This window comes from Telluria sp. AZSoR62 (assembly GCF_058111565.1).
Genome location: NZ_JBYTST010000003.1, coordinates 374,176 through 392,774, shown reverse-complemented (window position 1 = coordinate 392,774; position 18,599 = coordinate 374,176). Strand labels below are relative to the sequence as shown.

Sequence of the window (18,599 nt, the reverse complement as noted above, 5' to 3'; positions counted from 1 at the left end):
TCCTTATTTACTGGCGGCCTCCAATGTACGTCTCAGGGTCAGGTCGTTTGTCCGTCTTGCCGAATTTTTCAAGGTATCCTTGATTGCCGGGTCCAGGCGCAAGGCCGGGCGTGCTTGCGCCAGTCCCGCGGCGACGCCGAGCCGGTATCGATACGAGGCTCCCTGCATTCCCGCGACGAGGTCCGAGACTTCGTCGTTCGTCGTTCCCTTTTGTAAAACGTCCGCCAGTCTGGCGCGTGCATCGCGCCGCACGAATTTATCGGTGGATTCCAGGTCGTTCTTGATTCGTGAAAGCAGGTCTTGTCGATTTGGAGCGTCAACAAATTGGGGCAAAGAGGCAAGTTTCGCTGTCTTGATGTCGAGCTCTCCAGGAGACCCTGCAAGACTCTCGCTGTCCGATGAATAAAGTCTTGCGGCAATTTGGGCATCCTTCGCTGAGATTTCATAATTGACCTTGACGTAACAACTGCTCGAGGCGCCGTTAATGAATATCTCTGCAGGCAGGGAATACATCATTACCGAGCGGGGATCAGGGGCTCCGGTTTCATAGTCAGGGTCGGTTTGGCTGACGTATCCCAGGTTTCGTTCGACCTGAGCATTTGTCCATCCTTGTTGGCGCCCCAGGAATTCGAACACATTGCCTGGCCCTGTCCAGCGAATTTGTTTCTGGCAGTTGAGCGATGGATTCTGATGTTCGTGGAGCAGCCCGAGCGCATGCCCGAATTCGTGCCGAATGGCGGCCAGGTCGTAGGGCCTCGCGTTTTTCACGACCGTTGGCGGCTGGAAACGCAGGTCGGAATAATAAATATTGAATCCTTCGAAGTTCATCGAGGGTTGTAAAGGCATGAGCCGTTGTTCCGCATCGTTTCCTACTGCCGACCAATAGCCGCGTTCTCCGAAGCCGATACGGATTTGGAAGAAACCCTGAGACGGCGCCAGGCAGTTATACCAGCTGTTACTTGGCCCGAAATCGAACTTGACGTTCGAAACCTGGTTCCATTCGCCGCCAACTTGGCGGATCAACTGAGCGACAGCACGGTTGCCTCCGAACAGACAGACTTTCAGGACACGGTCTTTTTCCCACCTGCGGGCTTTTGCACTTAGCTGGCGCTGCGTAAGAGACGGCTCTGCGATCGTCTCGTCCTTGGTGTAGATGTACAGTAAATGTTCGGGAAGACTTTCAAGAATGGGGTTTGCCTGGCCAGCAGTGGCCGCGTTCGGCCCTTGAAACGGTTGTTGAGCTGAACCTGTGTCCTGTTGGGCAAGCGCCGGCGGAGAAAACGAAATCAGACTAAACAAGATACCGAAGACAATGCGACTGACGTCCATATCATCCCTTTCGTTGGTTTTGTTAGCTGTCCTGATCGGCATGCAACTGTTCGATACCGAAGGTATGATATTAATGTTAACTGCCTGGAGGCGCTCCTTGTCCTTTGTTAGTTTGATGTAAATACGACAAAATTATGTTAATCAGGCTCCAGTGATTCATAGTCAAAAAATTATTGTGGATGATAATTTTTTGATGATCAACTACGCGCGTAGTTGTATGAACCGATGAACCTGATTCACGTTGCCGCATATCTTTTGCGACGTCTTGCAGAGGCAGAAAGCGCCGATCGAAGCGGATCGGCCTGGTGCACGGCGCTGGAGCAACCTTGTCCGGAAAATGCTGTATAGGGAAAAGGGAAGGCAGCTGACGATGCGCGGCATCTGCAGCCTGTCAGGCTCGGTACGCAGGCAGGCAGGCAGGCAGGCCGATCGTCTTCGTCTACACCAATATCCATCGACGATTAGCCCACCTGTGAAGGCTTGGTCTACCCGATATTGCTGCCGCGAATCCGGCTCAAGTCCTTGTCATCGCCCTCATGCCCCGGCCGCGGATCGGGGCTGCCGCCCACCCCATACGAATCGCCATGTGCGCTGCCTGAACCCACGCTGACACCGACGCTGCTGCCTGCGCCGCTGGCCGCGCCACCCGTGCTGCTGGCGCCGCCGGCCGAACCCGCCCCCATGCTCGAGCCCATGCCGCTGCCCATCGCCGAGCCGGACCCGGCGCCGGTGCTGCCGGTCATGCCGCGCACCGACGAGCCTGGCCCCATGGACGGAGCGCCCGGACGGTTGATGTCCGTGCCGTAGAAGCTGTGGATGCCGGTGGCCCAGGTGAGGTCGCTCATGTCCGGCCAGGCATCCTTGTCGAAGCCCGGTGCGTTTTGCAGGCGCTCTTTCTCGACATTGAGCACCATGCGCTTGTTCACGGTGTCGAGGTGCAGCGCCTGCCAGGGCACGGCGAACAGCTTCTCGCCCATGCCCAGGAAGCCGCCGAAGGCCAGCACGGCATAGGCCACCTGGCCGGTCTGCATGTCGAGCATGATTTCCTTGATGTTGCCGAGATCTTCCTCTGCGGCATTGACTACACTGTCTCCGATCAGGGTGTCCGCCCCCATCAGCGCCGGGCCGGGCCCGCTGCTGCGGGTGTCCGTGTACATGCCATATTTATCACGATCTGCGTAGCTCATCATGTCCTCCATGGTCGTTGAGTTACCGGCAAAGCCAGCAAAGCTATCCACCAAGGGTAGGGTGCGACCTTGCTAATCGCATGATATGGCTCAATCGTGTGGGGCCGCGCGCGACAGATATGGCTGAGTTGCTTCGCTAAGCGAGTTAGCGCACAGAAAATGATTTGCACTGTAGTTAATGTGCTAAGTAATGTTTCGGAGATAAAACAAATGACCGTCAATTCGCGCTGCAACTACGCCGGCCCATTGGGCAAACTGATCCCGACCCGTCCGGTCGTCTCCTTGTTCGATTCCCTTTTCGCCCGCCTGAGCTGGCTCAGCCGCCGCTGAACCAGGGGCCTTGCGCGCGCAGGCTGGCCCCAGCCTGCGCGCAATCTCAGAGCCCGCCATCAAGGCTGGCCGCCTCCGCCTGAGACGCCGTACACATGGCCGGTGGTAAAGCTCGATTCGTCCGACGCCAGTGTGACGAAGGCCGACGCCAGTTCGGCCGGCTGGCCCGGCCGTTTCATCGGCGTGTCCTCCCCGAATTTCTTCAGGTTCTCCTGCGTCTGCCCACCCGCTACCTGTAGCGGCGTCCACACCGGCCCCGGCGCCATCGCGTTGACGCGGATGCCCTTCGGCGCCAACTGCTTGGCCAGCGATTTCGTGAACGCCACCTGCGCCGCCTTGGTTGCCGCGTAATCGAGCAGGTTCTCCGACGGCCCGTAGGCCTGCTGCGAGGCCGTGACGATGATCGCACTGCCGGGCTTGAGGTGCGGTACCGCGGCCTTCGTGATCCAGAAGGTCGCATACACGTTGGTCTTGATGGTCCAGTCGAAATCGGCGTTCGAGATATCCAGGATCGAATCGGCCGATTTCTGGCGCGACGCATTGTTGACCAGGATATCGAGGCCGCCAAGCTCGCGCACGGCGTCGGCCACCAGCTTGCGGCAGAACGCTTCGTCCCGGATGTCGCCCGGCAGGGCCACCGCCTTGCGTCCCGCATCCCGGATCAGCTTGACCACTTCACGCGCATCGTCTTCCTCCGCGGGCAGGTAGTTGATGGCCACGTCGGCGCCTTCGCGCGCGAAGGCGATCACCGCCGCGCGCCCGATGCCCGAATCGCCGCCGGTGACCAGCGCCTTGCGTCCCGCCAGGCGCCCGCTGCCGCGGTAGGTCGTTTCGCCATGGTCCGGCCGCGGCGTCATCTTGCCGGCCAGTCCCGGCCAGGGCTGCGACTGGCTGGGGAAGGGCGGCGCCGGATAGCGCGCGGCAGCCGCGCGCGCCAGGCCGGGCGCCGGCTGCGTGCCTGCGGCCGGGCCGGCGCCGGCCTGCTGGGCCATCGCCGGCAAGGCGGCGGCAGAGGCGGCGGCGGAAGCGGCGATACCGGTGGCGACGGTACCGACGAAACGGCGCCGCGACGGCTCTACGTGCTCGTCGGTGTTTTTCTGGTCTGGATCCATGCTTCACTCCTGGGGTCATGAGAAAAGGGCGGCGGTCGGGCGAGCCCGTCCGCAATGGAAAACGATGGTAGCGAGAACGCGGACAGGCCTGCATACGGTAGCTGCCGGGCAATCAGAGATTTCGCTTGTTGTTTCGCACAGGTGTGCTAAAGTAGGTGCATGTCTACTGCCGCCATCACCGCCAAGAGCGAAGCCACCTATGCCGCCATCCTCGACGCCGCAGTCGACATGGCGGCCGCGGAGGGCATCGGCAAGGTCTCGCTGGGCGAGCTGTCCAAGCGCACCGGCATCAGCAAGAGCGGCGTGTTCTCGCGCGTCGGTTCGCTGGAATCCCTGCAGGGCGCGGTGCTGGACGAATACGACCGCCGCTTTGCCGACGAGGTCTTCCTGCCGGCGCTGCAGCTGCCCAGGGGGCTGCCGCGCCTGAACATGCACGTGAGCCTGTGGCTGAAGAAGATCGGCAACGAGACCACGCGCGGCGGCTGCCTCTACACGGCGGGCGCTTTCGAATTCGACGATGTGCCCGGGCCCCTGCGCGACCGCATCGAGGAAGGCATCGTGCGCTGGCGCGCTTCGCTGCGCAAGACGGTGCTGCAGGCGGTGGAAGCAGGGCACCTGCGGCCCGACACCGAAGCCGAGCAGCTGGTGTTCGAGATCTACAGCCTGGTCATCGGCGTCATGCACGACGCCAGGTTCCTGCGCGACGTGGTCGTGACGCGCCGGGCGCAGCGGGCTTACAACCGGCTGATATCGACGTACAAGAGTTTCAGCGACCTGGAATAGGGTTGCCTAACCGGGCGGGACAAGACAGGTCCGTCCATTTTTTTGACGTAATTTCGCACACCTGTGCGAAACTTGATTGCCAAGGAGTCGATCATGTCTGCATTCTTGTTGTGGGTCCTGTCGGTGGCCGGGGTTGCCGGGTCGGCCTGGCTGGTGTTCGGCGACGTGGTGCGCGCCGTGCCGGCGTCGAACGAGGACTTCGTGTTCTGTTAAGTAGCGGTCAGCGCAGCAGCTTGAGGCCCGGCGGCAGCGCATCGCCCAGCATGCGGGTCTCGACGGCCTGGTCGAGTTCCACCACCTCGCGCACCATCGCCGTCCAGGCGGGCGGCGCCCCGGTGGACGACAGGCGGCGCAGCACCTCGTCGCGCACCGGCTGGGCGATGTCGCGCGAGCGGTCGCCGGTCATGCGCGCGATGTGGGCGGCGGCAAAGCCGGCCGGCTCGATCTTCTTCCAGTCGAGCGCCAGGAGCCGGGCCAGCCAGGCTTCGGCGGACGCCGCGGGCGCGACTTCATGCGCGGCGCCATGGAAGGACTGGCGCGCGCCGACGCGGCCCAGCGCCCACAGGTAGCGGGCATACCGGGCCGCGGCCCTGGCGTCGATCTTGGCGCCGCCCGGCATCTTCATGATCTGCTCGATCAGCCATTCGCCGATCTCGGCCTTGTAGGCGGCCGGGATGCGTTCGAGCGAGGCGCCCACGCGCAGCATGTCGTCTTCGGTGCCATCGACCAGCGTGACGGGACGGCGCCCGCGTTCCGAGTCGTCGGCCTGCAAATTGAAGGCGAAATCGTCCAGCAGCCGCAATTGTGCTTCGACGGACAAGCCGCCCGCCACGCGCCGCCACAGCGTCCACCACTCGGCGCGGACCTGGCTGTCCTTGCGGTATTGCACGCCCGTGTCGAACAGCGCCCAGAGCTGCTCGATGCGCCATTCGTCGAGCGGATGGCCGAAGCCGGGGCGCAGGCAGTAGCCGGCCAGGTTCAGCCAGGCGCGCTCGTGCTCGGCCGAGCGGCGGCGCCCCCTGGCGCGCGCCAGCAGCGCATCGAACAGGCGGCGTAGCAGCGGCGTGGTCCAGCGCTCGCGTGCGCCCAGCAGGTGCTCGAGCGAGGCGCGCAGCTGGCGCACTTCGCGCGGGTCGACCTGCTGCGAACGGTTGCCGAAGATGCGGTCGATGCGCAGGACCGCTTCGTCGAGCTGGGGCGGCAGCGCCGCGTCCTCAAGCGCTTCATCCTCTTCGCCGCGCAGCTGGAACTCCAGGCGCCAGCGGCGCGACGCATCGTCTTCGGCCACGCAGAACACCTCGAGCGTGCCGACTTCCGACAAGGCCGCGGCCAGCTGCACCGGAATCTCGGCCGTGCGCGTTACGCCATCGCTGCGCAAGACGGTGGAGATGGCCGGCAGGCGCACGATGTCGGCGGCCGGGAGATCGAGCAGTTCACCCGGCTGCGGCTGCCGTCCGCCCGGATCGCTTGTGGAGGAGACCAGATGGAAGCGCACCGGCCGCCCCAGGCGCAGCGCGAAGCTGCGGCCTTCCAGGCGCAGTTCCTCGCCGGCCGGCGCGCCGCGCGGCAGCAGGCAGACGGCGCGCAAGCTGTCGCCCGCATGCCCGGCATCGAGCAGCAGGTAGTAATTGCGCGCCGAGCCGCTTTCGATGTTCGGCGCCTGTCCCGCGCGCGCCAGCGAATAGGCGACGCCGCCGCGCGCCACGGCCACGTCCGGGTCTTCGTTGTGCAGTACGTGCACGGGTGCGCCGCGCCAGCCGGACAAGACTTCGCCCAGGCGCTGCGCCAGCGCCGCACCGCGGAATACGCCGCCGTTGAGCAGCAGCGTATCGGGCACCGGCAGGCTGCCGTCGTCCGGCAGGCCGAGCGCTTCGCGCGCCGCCTGCGCATGCTGGCGCAGGAAGCCGGCCAGGTGGCGGGTGATGGCCGGGTCGCTCGCGTAGGGCAGGCCGAATTCGACGATGCCGGCGCGCGCCCGCCTGGCCGGCTCCTGCGCTTCGTTGGGCGGGAAGAAGCCGTCGAGGACGATGCGCGCCACGTCCTCGCGCGTGATGCCGGCGGAGCGGCTGGCGCCGACCAGGCGCGAGCCCGAGCCGAGCAGGGTGACCTTCACCTGTTCCGGTGCGTCCGGCGCCAGCAGCTGTTCCTTGGCGGCGCGGCAGCGCTCCATGAGCTGGGCCAGGCGCCCGGCCGATAAACGCGTCGGCTGGGCCTCCCCGCCGAGGCGCGATTCGGCCAGGTGCGCCAGCGCCAGGTCCATGTTGTCGCCGCCCAGGATCAGGTGGTTGCCCACGCCGATGCGGGTGAGCCCGGGTCCGCCGTCCGCGCCTGCTTCCACCTTGACCAGGCTGAAGTCGGTGGTGCCGCCGCCGACGTCGGCCACCAGCACCAGGCGCGTCTGTGCCAGATCCTGGGCCAGCGTGGCGCGGTGCCGGTACAGCCAGTCATACAGCGCCGCCTGCGGCTCTTCCAGCAGGCGCACTTGCGGCAGGCCCGCCATGCGCGCCGCCTCGAGCGTGAGCGCACGCGCGCCCTCGTCGAAAGAAGCGGGAACCGTGAGGACGATCTGCTGGCGTTCCAGCGGCGCCTTGGGGAAGCGGGTGTTCCATGCCGCGCGCAGGTGCGCCAGATAGCTCGCGCTGGCGGTGACCGGCGAGACTTTCGGCACGTCGGCGTCGACCGCGCCCCAGGGCAGGATGGGCGCCATGCGGTCCACGCCGGCGTGCGAGAGCCAGCTCTTGGCGCTGGCGACCTGCCGTCCCGGCGTCTGGGCGCCGAGCACGCGGGCCAGGCGCCCGAGCGCCACGCGTTCGACCCCGGCCGGGTCTTGCGCATGCCATGGCAACTGGAGTTCGCCGGGAGCGAGTTCTCCTGGAGCAGGGTGGTAGCGCATCGACGGCAGCAGCGGCGCCGCGGCCACTTCGCCGGGCGCCACCAGCTGGTCGATCGCCAGCAATTCGACCTGCGCGCCGCCAGGGGCGGCATAGGCCAGCACCGTATTGGTGGTGCCCAGGTCGATGCTGACGAGGTGGGGCTTCACTGCTGCTTACTGAGCGCTGCGGACGTCGAACTCGATCTTCCAGCGCTGGCCGTCGCGCGCGACGGCGGCCAGTTCCAGCGTGCCGGTGTCGGTTGCCAGCGCGTGCAGCTTGACCTGCACCACGTCGCCCGCCACGCGGCCTTCCGCCGGCAAGGTCGCCTGGATTTCGTTCAATTCCTGCAGTTCGTCCGGACCCCAGAATTCCAGCACCTCGCCGATGCGGTCCTGGCGGCGCGTGGTGGAGCCGAAGAAGCGGAAGGTGACCGGCTCGCCGACCACCAGGCCGAATTCCTGGCCAGGGAGTTCGAGTTCGCTGCCTTCTTCCATGCCGAAGGGCGCCACGCACAAGGCCTCGATCGGCGGCTCCATGCCGGGGATGGCCGGCATGGACGATTCGACGCCCACGTAGTAGGAACGGACCGTGCCGCCGCGGATGCGCACGCCGCCGCCGCGGCGCGCATAGCTGTAATAGGCCGCGCCGCGCGCCACCGCCAGGTCGAGGTCCGCGCCTTCGAGCATGCGTGCCGGCTCGGAGCCTTCCATGTAGAGCCAGTCGTTGATGGTATCCATCACGCGCTGGGACAGGATGGCGGACTTGAACACGCCGCCGTTGAACAGCACCGCGCTCGGGTGCAGGAAGCTGTGCTCGGTACTTCCGGGACTATTCTGGCTGACGCCGAAGCCTTCGAGTTCCGCGGTGGCGCCGGCCTGGCGCGCCAGGAAGGCCGCCAGGTGGCGGGTGATGGCGGCGTCCTGCGCATAGGGCAGGCCGACCTGGGTCAGGCCGGCGCGGGTACGCACGGCGGGACGGGCGCTCGCTTCCACGCGCGGGAAGAAGCCATCGGTAATGAAGGCGGTGACTTCCTCGCGCGTGAGTTCGGTGCGGATCGAGCCGCCGATCAGCTTCGAGCCGCGGCTGGGCACCACGATCGGATAGGCGGTGGCATTGGCATCGGCCAGCAGGTGTTCCTTGGCGCTGCGGCAGCCGTAGGTGAGGGCGCGCATCTGCCAGGCATCGAGCTGGGTGCCACTCGCCTGGAGCTTGCGCGCCACCAGGTGGGCCAGCGCCAGGTCCATGTTGTCGCCGCCGAGCAGGATATGGTCGCCCACGGCCACGCGGTGCGGCTCGAGCTTGCCATCGCGTTCGAGGATGGCGATCAGCGAGAAGTCGCTGGTGCCGCCGCCGACGTCGACCACCAGCACGATGTCGCCGGCCTTGACCTGCTTGCGCCAGGCGCCGCCGCTGCCCTGGATCCAGCTATACAGGGCGGCCTGCGGCTCTTCCAGCAGGGTCGGCGCAAAGCCGGCGGCGCGCGCCGCTTCCGCGGTGAGTTCGCGCGCGCCCGGGTCGAAGGAAGCGGGAATGGTGACGGTGACCTGCTGCTGGTCGAAGGGCGCCTCCGGGTGCGCCGCATTCCATGCCTGGCGCAGGTGCGCCAGGTAGCGCGTCGAGGCCTCCAAAGGCGAGACGCGTGCGACTTCGTCCGGCGCATCGTGCGGCAGGATGGCGGCGCGGCGGTCCACGCTCGGGTGGCTCAGCCAGCTCTTGGCCGAGGACACCAGGCGGATCGGCGTGGTGGCGCCGCGGCTGCGCGCAAACTCGCCGGCAACGGTGGTTTCACCCTCCGCACTCCATGGCAGCGCCAGTTCGCCCGGCGCCAGTTCGTCCGGGTGCGGCAGGTAGAGGAAAGAAGGCAGCAGCGGCAGCGCTTCGACCGTGCCCGGTGCGCTCAGCTGCGGGATGGCCAATACGCCATCGAGGGTCTTTTCGCCGTCGCTGGCTTCCAGGTCGACATACGACAGGGCGCTGTGGGTGGTGCCCAGGTCGATACCGATCGCGTAGCGTGCGTGCTGGGCGTCGCTCACAGTTCCACCTCCGCCGGGGCCAGCACGCGCGCATCGTGCTTTTCCGCCAGCTGCGGCAGCTGGACCTTGGCGGCGCGCCAGCCGCGGTGCGACAGGGTGCCCTTGAACGGCGCCGAGCCGACCACGTTGCCGGTCAGGCGCACGCTGGCGGCGTCGAAGCCTTCTTCCAGCGTGATGCGCGCTCCTTCCGCTTCCGAACGCACCGGCTCGATCGTGAAGTGCTCGCGCAGCACGCGCGCGCAGCCTTCGTGCACGACACGCGCAGCGGCGCCGATATCGGCGTCGGAATAGGCGGCCAGGTTTTCGTGGGCGAAGTCGATCAGGCGCGCTTCGCGCTGGAACAGGGTCAGCAACTGCAGGGCCGATTCGGCGGTCGGCGCGCGCAGCACCGGCGCGGCGGGCGCCGGAGCGGGTGCGGGAGCTGGCGCCGGTGCGGGAGCCGGAGCGGCCGCGGGACCGACCCCGCCATCGCGCACGCGCGCGGCGAATTCGGCGTCGCCCAGCGACTTGAAGAAACTGCCAAAAGCGATCGAGAGCCGGCTCCAGAAGGAGGGCAAATTGGATGGTGTGCTCATTCTTGATCTTCTGTAGGGTGAAGGACGGGCGCGCTGTCAGACAGCCTCGGGGCCGACGTCCGGAAAACGCGCATGATACCAGTTCAGCCAATTGCAGCGCACGCGCGGCGCCGAGAAGATAGTTGATTTATGAATGACGATCATCATGGATGGCAATTTGATTTCTATCTTAAACGGCGCATACTGGAGGTATCCAAATTTTTGCCCGTGAGGAATATCATGTCGCTTACCTTGCCAGCTTCGACCAATATCGCCAGTGTTGCCCTCGACTTCATCCAGGGCCTGTTCAGCCGCCCGACGCCGGCCGCCCTGCGCCGCGCCGAACCCGGCGACATCTGGGCGCTCTACAGCATGAGCCGCGGACGCGACTCGGTCTCGCCTGCCGTGCTGAGCAAGCTGGCCGACAACGCAGCGTAATCGCTGCGCCACGAGCATCCCGTAGCCCCGCCTGATGCGGGGCTTTTTCTTGTCTAAACGTTCTCAGTAGTGCGCTCAGCGCCGCCGGATCGCAGTAGGCTGGTCGCTCCACTGCCAAGGGAGGCGATCATGTTGTCCACTGCGGATGCCATTGCAACGGTCGGGGTGCGCGATATTGCGAAGGCAAGGGAGTTCTATACGACGGTGCTGGGATTGCAGGAAGGCGAGGCGGCCGATTGCACAGGGGGCGAGGTCCTGTCTTTCCAGAGCGGGAATTCCCGGATCTATGTCTACCGGTCCGAATTCGCCGGTACCAACCAGGCTACCGCCATCACCTGGGATGTCGGCGAGCAGATCGAGGAAATCGTGGTCGACCTGAAATCGAAGGGCGCGATCTTCGAGCACTACGACATGGAAGGCATGCGGCGGGAAGGCGACATCCACATCGGCGGCGGGATGAAGGTCGCCTGGCTGAAAGACCCGGATGGCAACATCCTGAATCTCGCCGGCAAATAAACAGCCGCGCCGGCTGGCCTTATTGCGCCAGGCTGATCACTTCATCGCCCGGCTGCGGCTCGCAGCGCGCGCCGATCGGCTCCCAGCCGCGGCGCACGACGATGCGGTTGCTGTCATGGCACAGCTCCACGCGCCGCGTCTGCGGCGCCCGGCGGCGCACGAAGTCCTCGATCGAGGCCGGCACGCTCACGTGCAGCGCGAGAGCGTGCGCATCTTCTACCGGGTGGTCGTCCATGTGCACCAGCGGCACGAACTGCCCTGCAAACATCATCCAGTGCGAGGGAATCCTGACCGGCCCGGCGGTATAGCCCTGGGTGCGCAGCCAGGCCTGCGCACCCTCGCGCGCATGCTCCCGGCCGTCGAGGCGGCCCCAGGCGCTGGCGAGCAGCTCGGCGACCCAGCCGTTGCAGTTCTGGTAGCGGGTGCCGTAGGCATAGGCATTGGCGCTGTACTGGCCCGAGAGCAGGGACAGGCCCAGGCGCTTGTCCAGCGCGGCGGCCTCCAGCAGGGCGCCGTCTTGTTCGGGGAGGAACAGCAGCGCGATATGGCCGCGCGAGGGCGCATCGGCCCCGAGCGCGAAGCCGGCCACGCCCTGGTCGAACAGGCGCGGGCGCGATTCGTCGCAGGCGTAGTACAGCTGGCGCACGGCCCAGGGGCCGCCCGGATTGTCGCGCAGGGCGATGCCGGCGTGGGAATACAGCTGGCCGAAGCGGCTCAGGTCGAGGCCGGCGCGTGCGATCAGCGCCACGCCGGCGCCGGAGCGCTCGAGCTCGCCCTTGACGGCGCCGGCAAAGCGCAGCACCCGGTCCTGGTCGGCGGCGCTGATGTCGAGCGAGCGCTCGCAGAAGGTGGGCAGCCCGGCCGCTGCGCCTGCGCTCGCGGCCAGCAGGAGCGCAGCAGCGGCAGCGCGCAGCAGCATCAGCCCGTGACTTTGCGCGAGGCGAGGTCGCGGTACCAGTCGTCCTGCAGGGCCAGGAAGAAGGAGCGCCTGGTGTCGGCGTGGGCGAATTCATAGCCGTAGACGCGCTCGCTGACCTGCACCAGCTCGCCGGTGGCGACGGTACGCTGCGCCAGAGCGCGGTTCGGCACGTCGAGGTAAAACTCGCGCGCCGGGCCGGCCACGGCGCGCAGGGTCATGCGGGTCGTGGCCACCTTGCCCGGGGCCTGGGCGACGTCGATCACGCGGTATGCGCCGGCCGCCACTTTGTTGTCGTCGCCGGAGCTGTTGCTGGAGCTGCCGATCGAATCGGAGATGCTGCCCGACGAGGCCGAACCCGCGCTGGAGGCCGAGGAGGTGAAGCTGGTGGCGTGGCTCGGGATGGCGCAGGCGGCTGCGAAGGCTGCCAGGCAGAGCGCGCGGGAGAAATGGCTGAAGTTCATGGACATCTTTCGAGGAAAAAAACCGGATCGCGCCTATGGTACAAGCCCGGTGCACTCTTGAGAAGGCAGGCTGGGGTGGTTTATGTAAGTAGCTGTAAGCAGACGGGAGCAGGGCGCGGCCAACAAGTTGGCATTTGAATAATCGTATGCGTTTACGCACGCTAGCGCACAGACTGCCGTATCGGGACGCCGCATACTCGGCGCATCGCATTGTGTGATGAGCTGATTAACTGCCTCCGAGACTGCCATGCTACCTATTTTCGCGACCCTGGTTGCCGTGATCGTCCTGGCGACGCTGCTGCCGCTGCTACGCAATCCAGTGTGGTGGATTCGCGATTGGGATTTTCCCCGCCTGCAACTGGCGATCCTGTCGCTGGCCGTGCTGGCCGGCCAGCTCGCCTTTCTTGGCTGGGAAGACCCTGCCAACCACTTGCTGCTGGTCGTCAACGCTGCCTGCCTGGCATACCAGGCCTGGTGGATCATTCCGTACACCAAAGCGTTCCCGCTCGAGGTCAAGGTGGCCGTCAAGACGGACATCAGCCGCCAGTTCCGTATCTTGACGGCGAATGTGTTGATGCCGAACCGGAATACCGATGGCCTGATCGCCCTGATCCGCGAGCACCAGCCCGATATCTTCGTCACCCTGGAAACGAACGCATGGTGGCAGGAAAAGCTGGACGTGCTGGAGCCGGACTATCCCTATTCGGTCAAGTGCCCGCTCGAGAACCTGTACGGCATGCACGTGTATTCCCGTTTTCCGCTGGAAGACAGCGCCCTGCAATTCCTGGTCGAGGACGATATCCCCTCGATCCATACCCTGGTGGTGCTGCCTTGCGGGAAAAAGGTGCGCATGCATTTCCTGCACCCGACGCCGCCCAGCCCGACCGAGCATGAGGAATCCACCCAGCGCGATGCGGAATTGCTGGTGGTCGCGAAAAGCGTGGACGAGGCCGGGCATGATATCCCGGTGATCGTCGCCGGCGACCTGAACGACGTGGCGTGGTCGACCACCACCCGGCTGTTCCGCAAGATCAGCGGCCTGCTCGATCCGCGCATCGGGCGCGGCATGTTCAATACCTTCCATGCCGATTACTGGTTCGCCCGCTGGCCGCTCGACCACCTGTTCCACAGCGAGCATTTCACCCTGTCGCATATCCAGCGGCTTCCTTATTTCGGCTCGGACCATTTCCCGATGCTGGTCGAACTCACCTACGACATGGCGCGCGGCGCCGAGCAGGAGGGATTGGCGGCGGACGAGGAAGACCACGCGCTGGCCGATGAAAAGATTGCCGCCGAGGATGTGGAAGTGGACGACGTGCACGAGCCCCAGGCTTGACGTAGGGAGCCTGCGGGAGCTGGACAGCAGTGTGTTACGCGCCCGGAGGCAATCCGGGCGACGGACAGGACCAGGGAATGCCCGCCGTCTTCTGCGTGGAAAGGTGACGCCGGGCGAACAGGAAACGGTTCGGCCGCATCAGCAGTGCCTGGGGCGCAAACGAGCGAAAACCCTGCTCGCTGATGGTAAGACGCCAGCGGTCGTTGGTCCCGAAATAACCGAGCGACAGTTCATTGTCGTTCAGGACCAGCACGTCCTGGATATCGCCGAACTGGTCGGGCATGCGCAACTGGTCGACCGGGGTGCCGTCCCAGCGCAGCAGGTAGAGCCAGTGCTGGCATCCTTCGAAATAATCGTAGCTGGTGGCCAGCAGGGTAAAGGGGCCGATCGCCAGTTGCAGGTCAAGGGCGTCGCCGTTCACCACGACGGGCAGGGGATGGCCCTTGCGCACCAGACGCCGCCGCCAGGCACGCATCGGATGCCATCCGGGCAGGACCTGTAAGGCGTAGTGCGGCTCGTGCAGGTTCATCGCGTCCCGGCTGGCAGTGGCGCCTAGGCCGTGGTGGCGCCGCTCACCAGCGCCGCCGCATACACCGTGAAATCGTCCAGCCCGCGCTTGATGATGGTGACCAGGGCCGGCAGCGGCGCTTCCTGGTAATCCCATTCGGCGCGGCAGAATTCGCCGGTGCGCTTGAGGTCTTCGGCAAGTAGCGCCTCGATCCAGCCGTGCTCGGCCAGCAGGGTGATGACTTTGCGCTCGTCGTGGGGCAGGCCCAGCCTGGCGTTGCCGATCACGTAGTCGCCCATCTCGATGGCGGCTTCCCAGGCGCGGATCACGTTGAGGGTGGCCGCATCCTGGCGCGTCAGGTCGGTGACAAACGTGGTCGGGTCCTTTTCGTATTCCTCGCGCGCGCGCCGGCAGCAGCGTTCGATGGTGCCGGCCTTGCCGACCAGGATGTCGTCGTCCATTGCTTACTCCCCCAGGCTAGATCAGGAACATGGCCGCCGCCACGCAGGTGGGGCCCAACGCCCCCAGGAACAGTCCACCCATGCCGATCGACCCGTCATTGAAGCCGGCGCGCAGCAGGGCGGCGCCGGCCGGGTTGGGGGCGTTGGCGATCACGGTCAGCCCGCCGCCGCCGACCGCGCCGGCCACCAGCATGTACTTGGCCTGGTCCGACAATCCCTCGATCAGCGAGCCGAGATAGGTCAGGGCTGCATTATCGGTGATTGCCGTCAGGGCCAGCGCGCCGAAGAACAGGGCAGTGGGCTCCAGGCTGGACACCAGCGGCTGCAGCCACCATTGCTGCATCCCGCCCAGCACCACCAGCCCGGCCAGGAAGAAGCCCACCAGCAAGCCTTCCTTGAGGATCAGCGGCGACTGGTGTTTCGGGTAGGCCTGGGTATAGCCGAGGAAGAGCAGGAACAGGCCGATGAACAGCACCGGGTGGTGCGCGAGCAGCACCACGCCGGCCAGCAGGGCCAGGTGGACGGCCGACACCAGCCAGGGCATGCGCACGTCGGCGACCGTGTCGGTCGGGGTGAGATGGCGCCGCAGCAGCAGCGTGACGACGGTGGCGTTGAACATTACCGCGACCGCCGCGCGCCAGCCGAATGTGCTGGCCATGAAGGCGCTGTCCCAGCCCCAGGCGCCGGCCACCATCAGCACCGGCGGGGCGGCGTAGGAAGTGAGGGTGCCGCCGATCGAGACGTTCACGAACAGCACGCCCAGCGCGCTGTACTTGAGGGGCTCGGGAATCCCTTGACGAAACACCTGGGGCGCCAGCATCAGGGCGGCCAGGGTCATGGCCGCGGGCTCGGTGATCAGGGATCCGGTCAAGGGCACCAGCGCCAGGCCGAGCCAGCACAGGGCCACTTCGGTGCGTACGGGAGCGAGCCGGGCCAGCATGACCAGCAGGTCGCGCACGGCGTCGAGCACCGGCTGCGAGGCGGCGATCACCATCACCACGAACACGAACAGCGGCTCGGTGTACTGGCGGGTTTCGGCGTAGCCGATGGCCGCATCGGCGCCGGCCAGCAGTGCCATGGCAAGCACCAGCACGAAGGCCCAGAAACCGAACACCACCTCGACTTCGCCCAGCAGGTGGAACAGGCCGGCATGGCGCGGATGGCGCCGCGCCATCGAGTGGAACAATTTGGTGGAAAAGGTATGGACCAGGGCGATCGCGAACAGGACCGCGCCGACGAGCTGGAGCGTGGTCATGGGCGGACTCCGTGGAATCCGGAAGACAGGTTGATCATTGTCTGGATGTAAATGGACGAGCCGCCATTATTTCATGTTTCGCTGCCACGGCCGGGTTTTCGCAGGGCCGCATGCGTTTAAGTTTTGTCAATACCAGTGGCCCGACTGGTATGTCCAAAATGAATACGTCTTGCCAAATCCAGAACGAACGAGTACTGTACGTTTATACAGTACTTTGTTAGATCATCATGAACTGCTCACCTCATTTGGCGGCGCCCGAGTCCCTGCATCCTTCGCTCTGGCGTGCATCGCAACTGGCCCATGCCGGCACGCGCTGCGTCGATACCGGGCATGCGGCGCTGTCGTCCCAGCTGCCCGGCGGCGGCTGGCCCAGCGGCACGCTCGTCGAGCTCCTGCAACAACAGCCCGGCATCGGCGAGATGCGCCTGCTGCGCCCGGCCCTGCAAGCCTGCGCCGAGCGCCGTATCGTCCTGCTGCAGCCGCCCCATGCACCGCAAGCCCTGGCGCTGGCCGCGCTGGGCCTGCCGCCCTCGCAACTGCTCTGGATCCGCACCACCCGCAGCGCCGACGCGCTGTGGGCGGCCGAGCAGGTGCTGCGCAGCGGCAGTTGCGGCGCGCTGCTGTTCTGGGCCGGCCATGCGCGCGGCGAAAGCCTGCGCCGCCTGCACATGGCGGCCCAAAGCGGCGAAACCCTGTTTTTCATGCTCCGCCCGCTGGCCGCGGCGCAAGACGCTTCGCCTGCGCCTCTGCGCCTCGCGCTGCGCCCGGCGGCCGGCGGCATGAATATCGGTTTCGTCAAACGCCGGGGACCGCAGCGCGACGCGCCGCTGTTCCTGCCCCTCACTCCTTCTTTACTGCAACGACATGCGTTTGTGGATCGGCCTGTCCCTGCCCCAGTTACCGCTCGAAGTCTTCAGCCCCAACTGGTGCAGTGACCCGGGCAGTGTCGTGCTGGAACAAGAACGCGTGCTGGCGCTGTCGCCTGCGGCGCGCGCGGCGGGCGTGTTGCCGGGCATGCGTCGCGGCGGGGTGCTCATGCTCCTGCCCGAAGCGCGCCTGTACGAGCGCAGCGCCGCGCGCGAAGCCGAGGCCCTGAATGCAGTCGCGCTGGCGATGCTGCAATACACGCCGCAGGTGGCGCAAGACGAAGAGGCGACGCTGTTGATGGACATCGGCGCCAGCCTGCGCCTGTTCGGCGGCATCCGCGCCCTGTGCGCGCGGGTGCGCGCCAATTTGCGGGCGCTGGGTTTTACCGCTTCGGTCAGCTGCGCGCCGACGGCGCGGGCGGCCTGGCTGCTGGCGCGCCACGGTGGCCTTGGCGCGGGTGCTCATGCCGGCAGCGGGGCCGGCGGCAATGGCGGCAGTGGTCATGGCGGCGCCAGGACAGGCGCTGCCCGGCGGGGCTGCCGCACGGTCAAGATGGCCACGCTCGAGCGCCGCCTCGACCGCCTGCCGGTGGCGCTGCTGCTCCCGGCCCGGCCTTATCTTGCCTGGTTCGACGGCATCGGCTGCGAGCGCCTGGGCGAGCTGCGGCGCCTGCCGCGTCCCGGCCTGCAGCGGCGCTGCGGGCGGGCGCTGCTCGATACCCTCGATGCGGCCTACGGCATGTGTCCGGAGCTGTTCGAATGGATCGTGCCGCCCGAAAGCTTCCGCGCGCGGCTCGAATTGTTCGACCGCATCGAGCAGGCCGACCTGCTGCTGGCCGGCGCCCACCACCTGGTGCTGCAGCTGGTCGGCTGGCTGTGTGCGCGCCAGCTCGCGGTCGAGCGCATCACCCTGCTGATCGAGCACGAGCGCGGCCGGGTGGCCATGGCGCCCACTCCGCTCGAGATCCTGCTGGCCGAACCGACCTGGCGCGACGAGCACCTGGTGCGCCTGCTCAAGGAACGGCTGGCCAAGCTCGAACTGCCGGCCCCGGTCATCGGGCTGGTGCTGGAAGCGCAGCAGGTGAGGGCGATGGCGCCGCCGACCGAGTCGCTGTTTCCCGAGCCGGGCGGCACCGAGGAAGACCGGATGCGCATGCTCGAACTGCTGGTGGCGCGCCTGGGCCCGGACAATGTCTTGCAGGCGCTGCCGCAGGCCGACTACCGCCCCGAGGTCGCCAACGAATGGGTGCCGGTGCAGCAAAAGGTGCGCGCGGCCGACCGCGCCGCGCGCCTGCCGCCGGACGTGCACAGCCTGCCGCGTCCGAGCTGGCTGCTGGCCAAGCCGATCGCCCTGCTGATGCGCGACCACCGCCCGTTTTATGGCTCGCCCCTGAAGGTCGCCTCGACCCCCGAACGCATCGAGGCCGGCTGGTGGAGCGAGACGCAAACGCGCGACTATTTCATCGCCGAAGGAAAAGACCATGCCTTGTACTGGATCTACCGCGAGCGCATGGTGGGCGCCGGCGAGGAGGCCGAGCCGCGCTGGTATCTGCATGGCTTGTTCGGGTAGCGTTCGATGCGCCACGCATATCGATGCTTTGTTCAATGCTGCCGCTCAACATAGCGCTAAGCGAGCGC

The 18,599-nt window shown here is 66.4% G+C and carries 17 protein-coding genes; 6 read left to right on the top strand and 11 right to left on the bottom strand.

Annotated features, from left to right (window positions below; all coding sequences use genetic code 11):
- Nucleotides 1–3: 3 nt before the first annotated feature.
- From AC3XQU_RS07735 to AC3XQU_RS07725, 3 genes are all read right to left on the bottom strand, one after another.
- The gene (locus AC3XQU_RS07735) at nt 4–1,371 is read right to left on the bottom strand and encodes a zinc metalloprotease (RefSeq protein WP_489873563.1); all 1,368 of its coding nucleotides are present in this window, start codon (nt 1,369–1,371) and stop codon (nt 4–6) included.
- A 443-nt stretch (nt 1,372–1,814) separates the two neighbouring features.
- A complete protein-coding gene (locus AC3XQU_RS07730; RefSeq protein WP_489873562.1) occupies nt 1,815–2,516 on the bottom strand; it encodes a PRC-barrel domain-containing protein in 702 nt (233 codons plus the stop codon).
- A gap of 389 nt (nt 2,517–2,905) precedes the next feature.
- Complete coding sequence (locus AC3XQU_RS07725) at nt 2,906–3,958, bottom strand: SDR family oxidoreductase (protein ID WP_489873561.1); 1,053 nt, start codon at nt 3,956–3,958, stop codon at nt 2,906–2,908.
- A gap of 159 nt (nt 3,959–4,117) precedes the next feature.
- Between AC3XQU_RS07725 and AC3XQU_RS07720 the strand changes: the two genes are divergently transcribed.
- Entirely contained in the window at nt 4,118–4,741 is a 624-nt protein-coding gene (locus tag AC3XQU_RS07720; protein ID WP_489873560.1) for a TetR/AcrR family transcriptional regulator, read from the top strand.
- Between the two features lie 220 nt (nt 4,742–4,961).
- Here the strand turns inward: AC3XQU_RS07720 and AC3XQU_RS07715 are convergent, their stop codons facing one another.
- Genes AC3XQU_RS07715 through AC3XQU_RS07705 form a run of 3 tightly spaced genes read right to left on the bottom strand, consistent with a single transcriptional unit; the run spans nt 4,962 to nt 10,222 of the window.
- Nucleotides 4,962–7,781: an Hsp70 family protein gene (locus AC3XQU_RS07715; RefSeq protein WP_489873559.1), complete on the bottom strand. Its 2,820-nt coding sequence runs from the start codon at nt 7,779–7,781 to the stop codon at nt 4,962–4,964.
- 6 nt (nt 7,782–7,787) lie between these two features.
- Nucleotides 7,788–9,647, bottom strand: coding sequence for an Hsp70 family protein (locus AC3XQU_RS07710; RefSeq protein WP_489873558.1), 1,860 nt, complete (start codon nt 9,645–9,647; stop codon nt 7,788–7,790).
- Nucleotides 9,644–10,222, bottom strand: coding sequence for a DUF2760 domain-containing protein (locus AC3XQU_RS07705; protein ID WP_489873557.1), 579 nt, complete (start codon nt 10,220–10,222; stop codon nt 9,644–9,646). Before AC3XQU_RS07705 ends, AC3XQU_RS07710 begins: the two co-directional genes overlap by 4 nt.
- 219 nt (nt 10,223–10,441) lie before the next feature.
- On the opposite strand from AC3XQU_RS07705, the gene AC3XQU_RS07700 reads away from it, so the two are divergent.
- On the top strand, nt 10,442–10,639 hold the full coding sequence (locus AC3XQU_RS07700; protein ID WP_489873556.1) for a hypothetical protein: 198 nt from the start codon (nt 10,442–10,444) through the stop codon (nt 10,637–10,639).
- A 129-nt stretch (nt 10,640–10,768) separates the two neighbouring features.
- Nucleotides 10,769–11,155, top strand: a complete 387-nt coding sequence (locus tag AC3XQU_RS07695) for a VOC family protein (protein WP_489873555.1) — start codon at nt 10,769–10,771, stop codon at nt 11,153–11,155.
- Nucleotides 11,156–11,174: 19 nt separating this feature from the next.
- On the opposite strand, the gene AC3XQU_RS07690 is transcribed toward AC3XQU_RS07695, so the two are convergent.
- Nucleotides 11,175–12,074, bottom strand: coding sequence for a DUF2145 domain-containing protein (locus tag AC3XQU_RS07690; RefSeq protein WP_489873554.1), 900 nt, complete (start codon nt 12,072–12,074; stop codon nt 11,175–11,177).
- Nucleotides 12,074–12,535 carry a hypothetical protein gene (locus AC3XQU_RS07685; RefSeq protein WP_489873553.1) on the bottom strand — a complete coding sequence of 154 codons (462 nt, stop codon included), beginning with the start codon at nt 12,533–12,535 and terminating at the stop codon, nt 12,074–12,076. The genes AC3XQU_RS07690 and AC3XQU_RS07685 overlap by 1 nt, the downstream gene beginning before the upstream one ends.
- 247 nt (nt 12,536–12,782) lie before the next feature.
- Between AC3XQU_RS07685 and AC3XQU_RS07680 the strand changes: the two genes are divergently transcribed.
- The gene (locus AC3XQU_RS07680) at nt 12,783–13,871 is read left to right on the top strand and encodes an endonuclease/exonuclease/phosphatase family protein (protein WP_489873552.1); all 1,089 of its coding nucleotides are present in this window, start codon (nt 12,783–12,785) and stop codon (nt 13,869–13,871) included.
- A 34-nt stretch (nt 13,872–13,905) separates the two neighbouring features.
- On the opposite strand, the gene AC3XQU_RS07675 is transcribed toward AC3XQU_RS07680, so the two are convergent.
- Genes AC3XQU_RS07675 through AC3XQU_RS07665 form a run of 3 tightly spaced genes read right to left on the bottom strand, consistent with a single transcriptional unit; the run spans nt 13,906 to nt 16,095 of the window.
- Complete coding sequence (locus tag AC3XQU_RS07675; RefSeq protein WP_489873551.1) at nt 13,906–14,400, bottom strand: hypothetical protein; 495 nt, start codon at nt 14,398–14,400, stop codon at nt 13,906–13,908.
- A 23-nt stretch (nt 14,401–14,423) separates the two neighbouring features.
- On the bottom strand, nt 14,424–14,840 hold the full coding sequence (gene hepT, locus AC3XQU_RS07670) for a type VII toxin-antitoxin system HepT family RNase toxin (protein WP_489873550.1): 417 nt from the start codon (nt 14,838–14,840) through the stop codon (nt 14,424–14,426).
- 16 nt (nt 14,841–14,856) lie between these two features.
- On the bottom strand, nt 14,857–16,095 hold the full coding sequence (locus AC3XQU_RS07665; RefSeq protein WP_489873549.1) for a putative Na+/H+ antiporter: 1,239 nt from the start codon (nt 16,093–16,095) through the stop codon (nt 14,857–14,859).
- Between the two features lie 227 nt (nt 16,096–16,322).
- Here AC3XQU_RS07665 and imuA point away from each other — a divergent pair, with 227 nt between their 5' ends.
- Both imuA and AC3XQU_RS07655 read left to right on the top strand, forming a co-directional pair.
- Complete coding sequence (imuA, locus tag AC3XQU_RS07660; RefSeq protein ID WP_489873548.1) at nt 16,323–17,030, top strand: translesion DNA synthesis-associated protein ImuA; 708 nt, start codon at nt 16,323–16,325, stop codon at nt 17,028–17,030.
- Entirely contained in the window at nt 16,960–18,531 is a 1,572-nt protein-coding gene (locus tag AC3XQU_RS07655; protein ID WP_489873547.1) for a Y-family DNA polymerase, read from the top strand. The genes imuA and AC3XQU_RS07655 overlap by 71 nt, the downstream gene beginning before the upstream one ends.
- Nucleotides 18,532–18,599 lie beyond the last annotated feature (68 nt).

Coding starts and splice junctions, on each gene's coding strand:
- AC3XQU_RS07705 (WP_489873557.1), bottom strand. CDS start 10,222: ATGAGCACACCATCCAATTTGCCCTCCTTCTGGAGCCGGCTCTCGATC.
- AC3XQU_RS07665 (WP_489873549.1), bottom strand. CDS start 16,095: ATGACCACGCTCCAGCTCGTCGGCGCGGTCCTGTTCGCGATCGCCCTG.
- AC3XQU_RS07730 (WP_489873562.1), bottom strand. CDS start 2,516: ATGAGCTACGCAGATCGTGATAAATATGGCATGTACACGGACACCCGC.
- imuA (WP_489873548.1), top strand. CDS start 16,323: ATGAACTGCTCACCTCATTTGGCGGCGCCCGAGTCCCTGCATCCTTCG.
- AC3XQU_RS07720 (WP_489873560.1), top strand. CDS start 4,118: ATGTCTACTGCCGCCATCACCGCCAAGAGCGAAGCCACCTATGCCGCC.
- AC3XQU_RS07735 (WP_489873563.1), bottom strand. CDS start 1,371: ATGCCGATCAGGACAGCTAACAAAACCAACGAAAGGGATGATATGGAC.
- AC3XQU_RS07725 (WP_489873561.1), bottom strand. CDS start 3,958: ATGGATCCAGACCAGAAAAACACCGACGAGCACGTAGAGCCGTCGCGG.
- AC3XQU_RS07700 (WP_489873556.1), top strand. CDS start 10,442: ATGTCGCTTACCTTGCCAGCTTCGACCAATATCGCCAGTGTTGCCCTC.
- AC3XQU_RS07655 (WP_489873547.1), top strand. CDS start 16,960: ATGCGTTTGTGGATCGGCCTGTCCCTGCCCCAGTTACCGCTCGAAGTC.
- AC3XQU_RS07690 (WP_489873554.1), bottom strand. CDS start 12,074: ATGCTGCTGCGCGCTGCCGCTGCTGCGCTCCTGCTGGCCGCGAGCGCA.
- AC3XQU_RS07680 (WP_489873552.1), top strand. CDS start 12,783: ATGCTACCTATTTTCGCGACCCTGGTTGCCGTGATCGTCCTGGCGACG.
- AC3XQU_RS07675 (WP_489873551.1), bottom strand. CDS start 14,400: ATGAACCTGCACGAGCCGCACTACGCCTTACAGGTCCTGCCCGGATGG.
- hepT (WP_489873550.1), bottom strand. CDS start 14,840: ATGGACGACGACATCCTGGTCGGCAAGGCCGGCACCATCGAACGCTGC.
- AC3XQU_RS07685 (WP_489873553.1), bottom strand. CDS start 12,535: ATGAACTTCAGCCATTTCTCCCGCGCGCTCTGCCTGGCAGCCTTCGCA.
- AC3XQU_RS07695 (WP_489873555.1), top strand. CDS start 10,769: ATGTTGTCCACTGCGGATGCCATTGCAACGGTCGGGGTGCGCGATATT.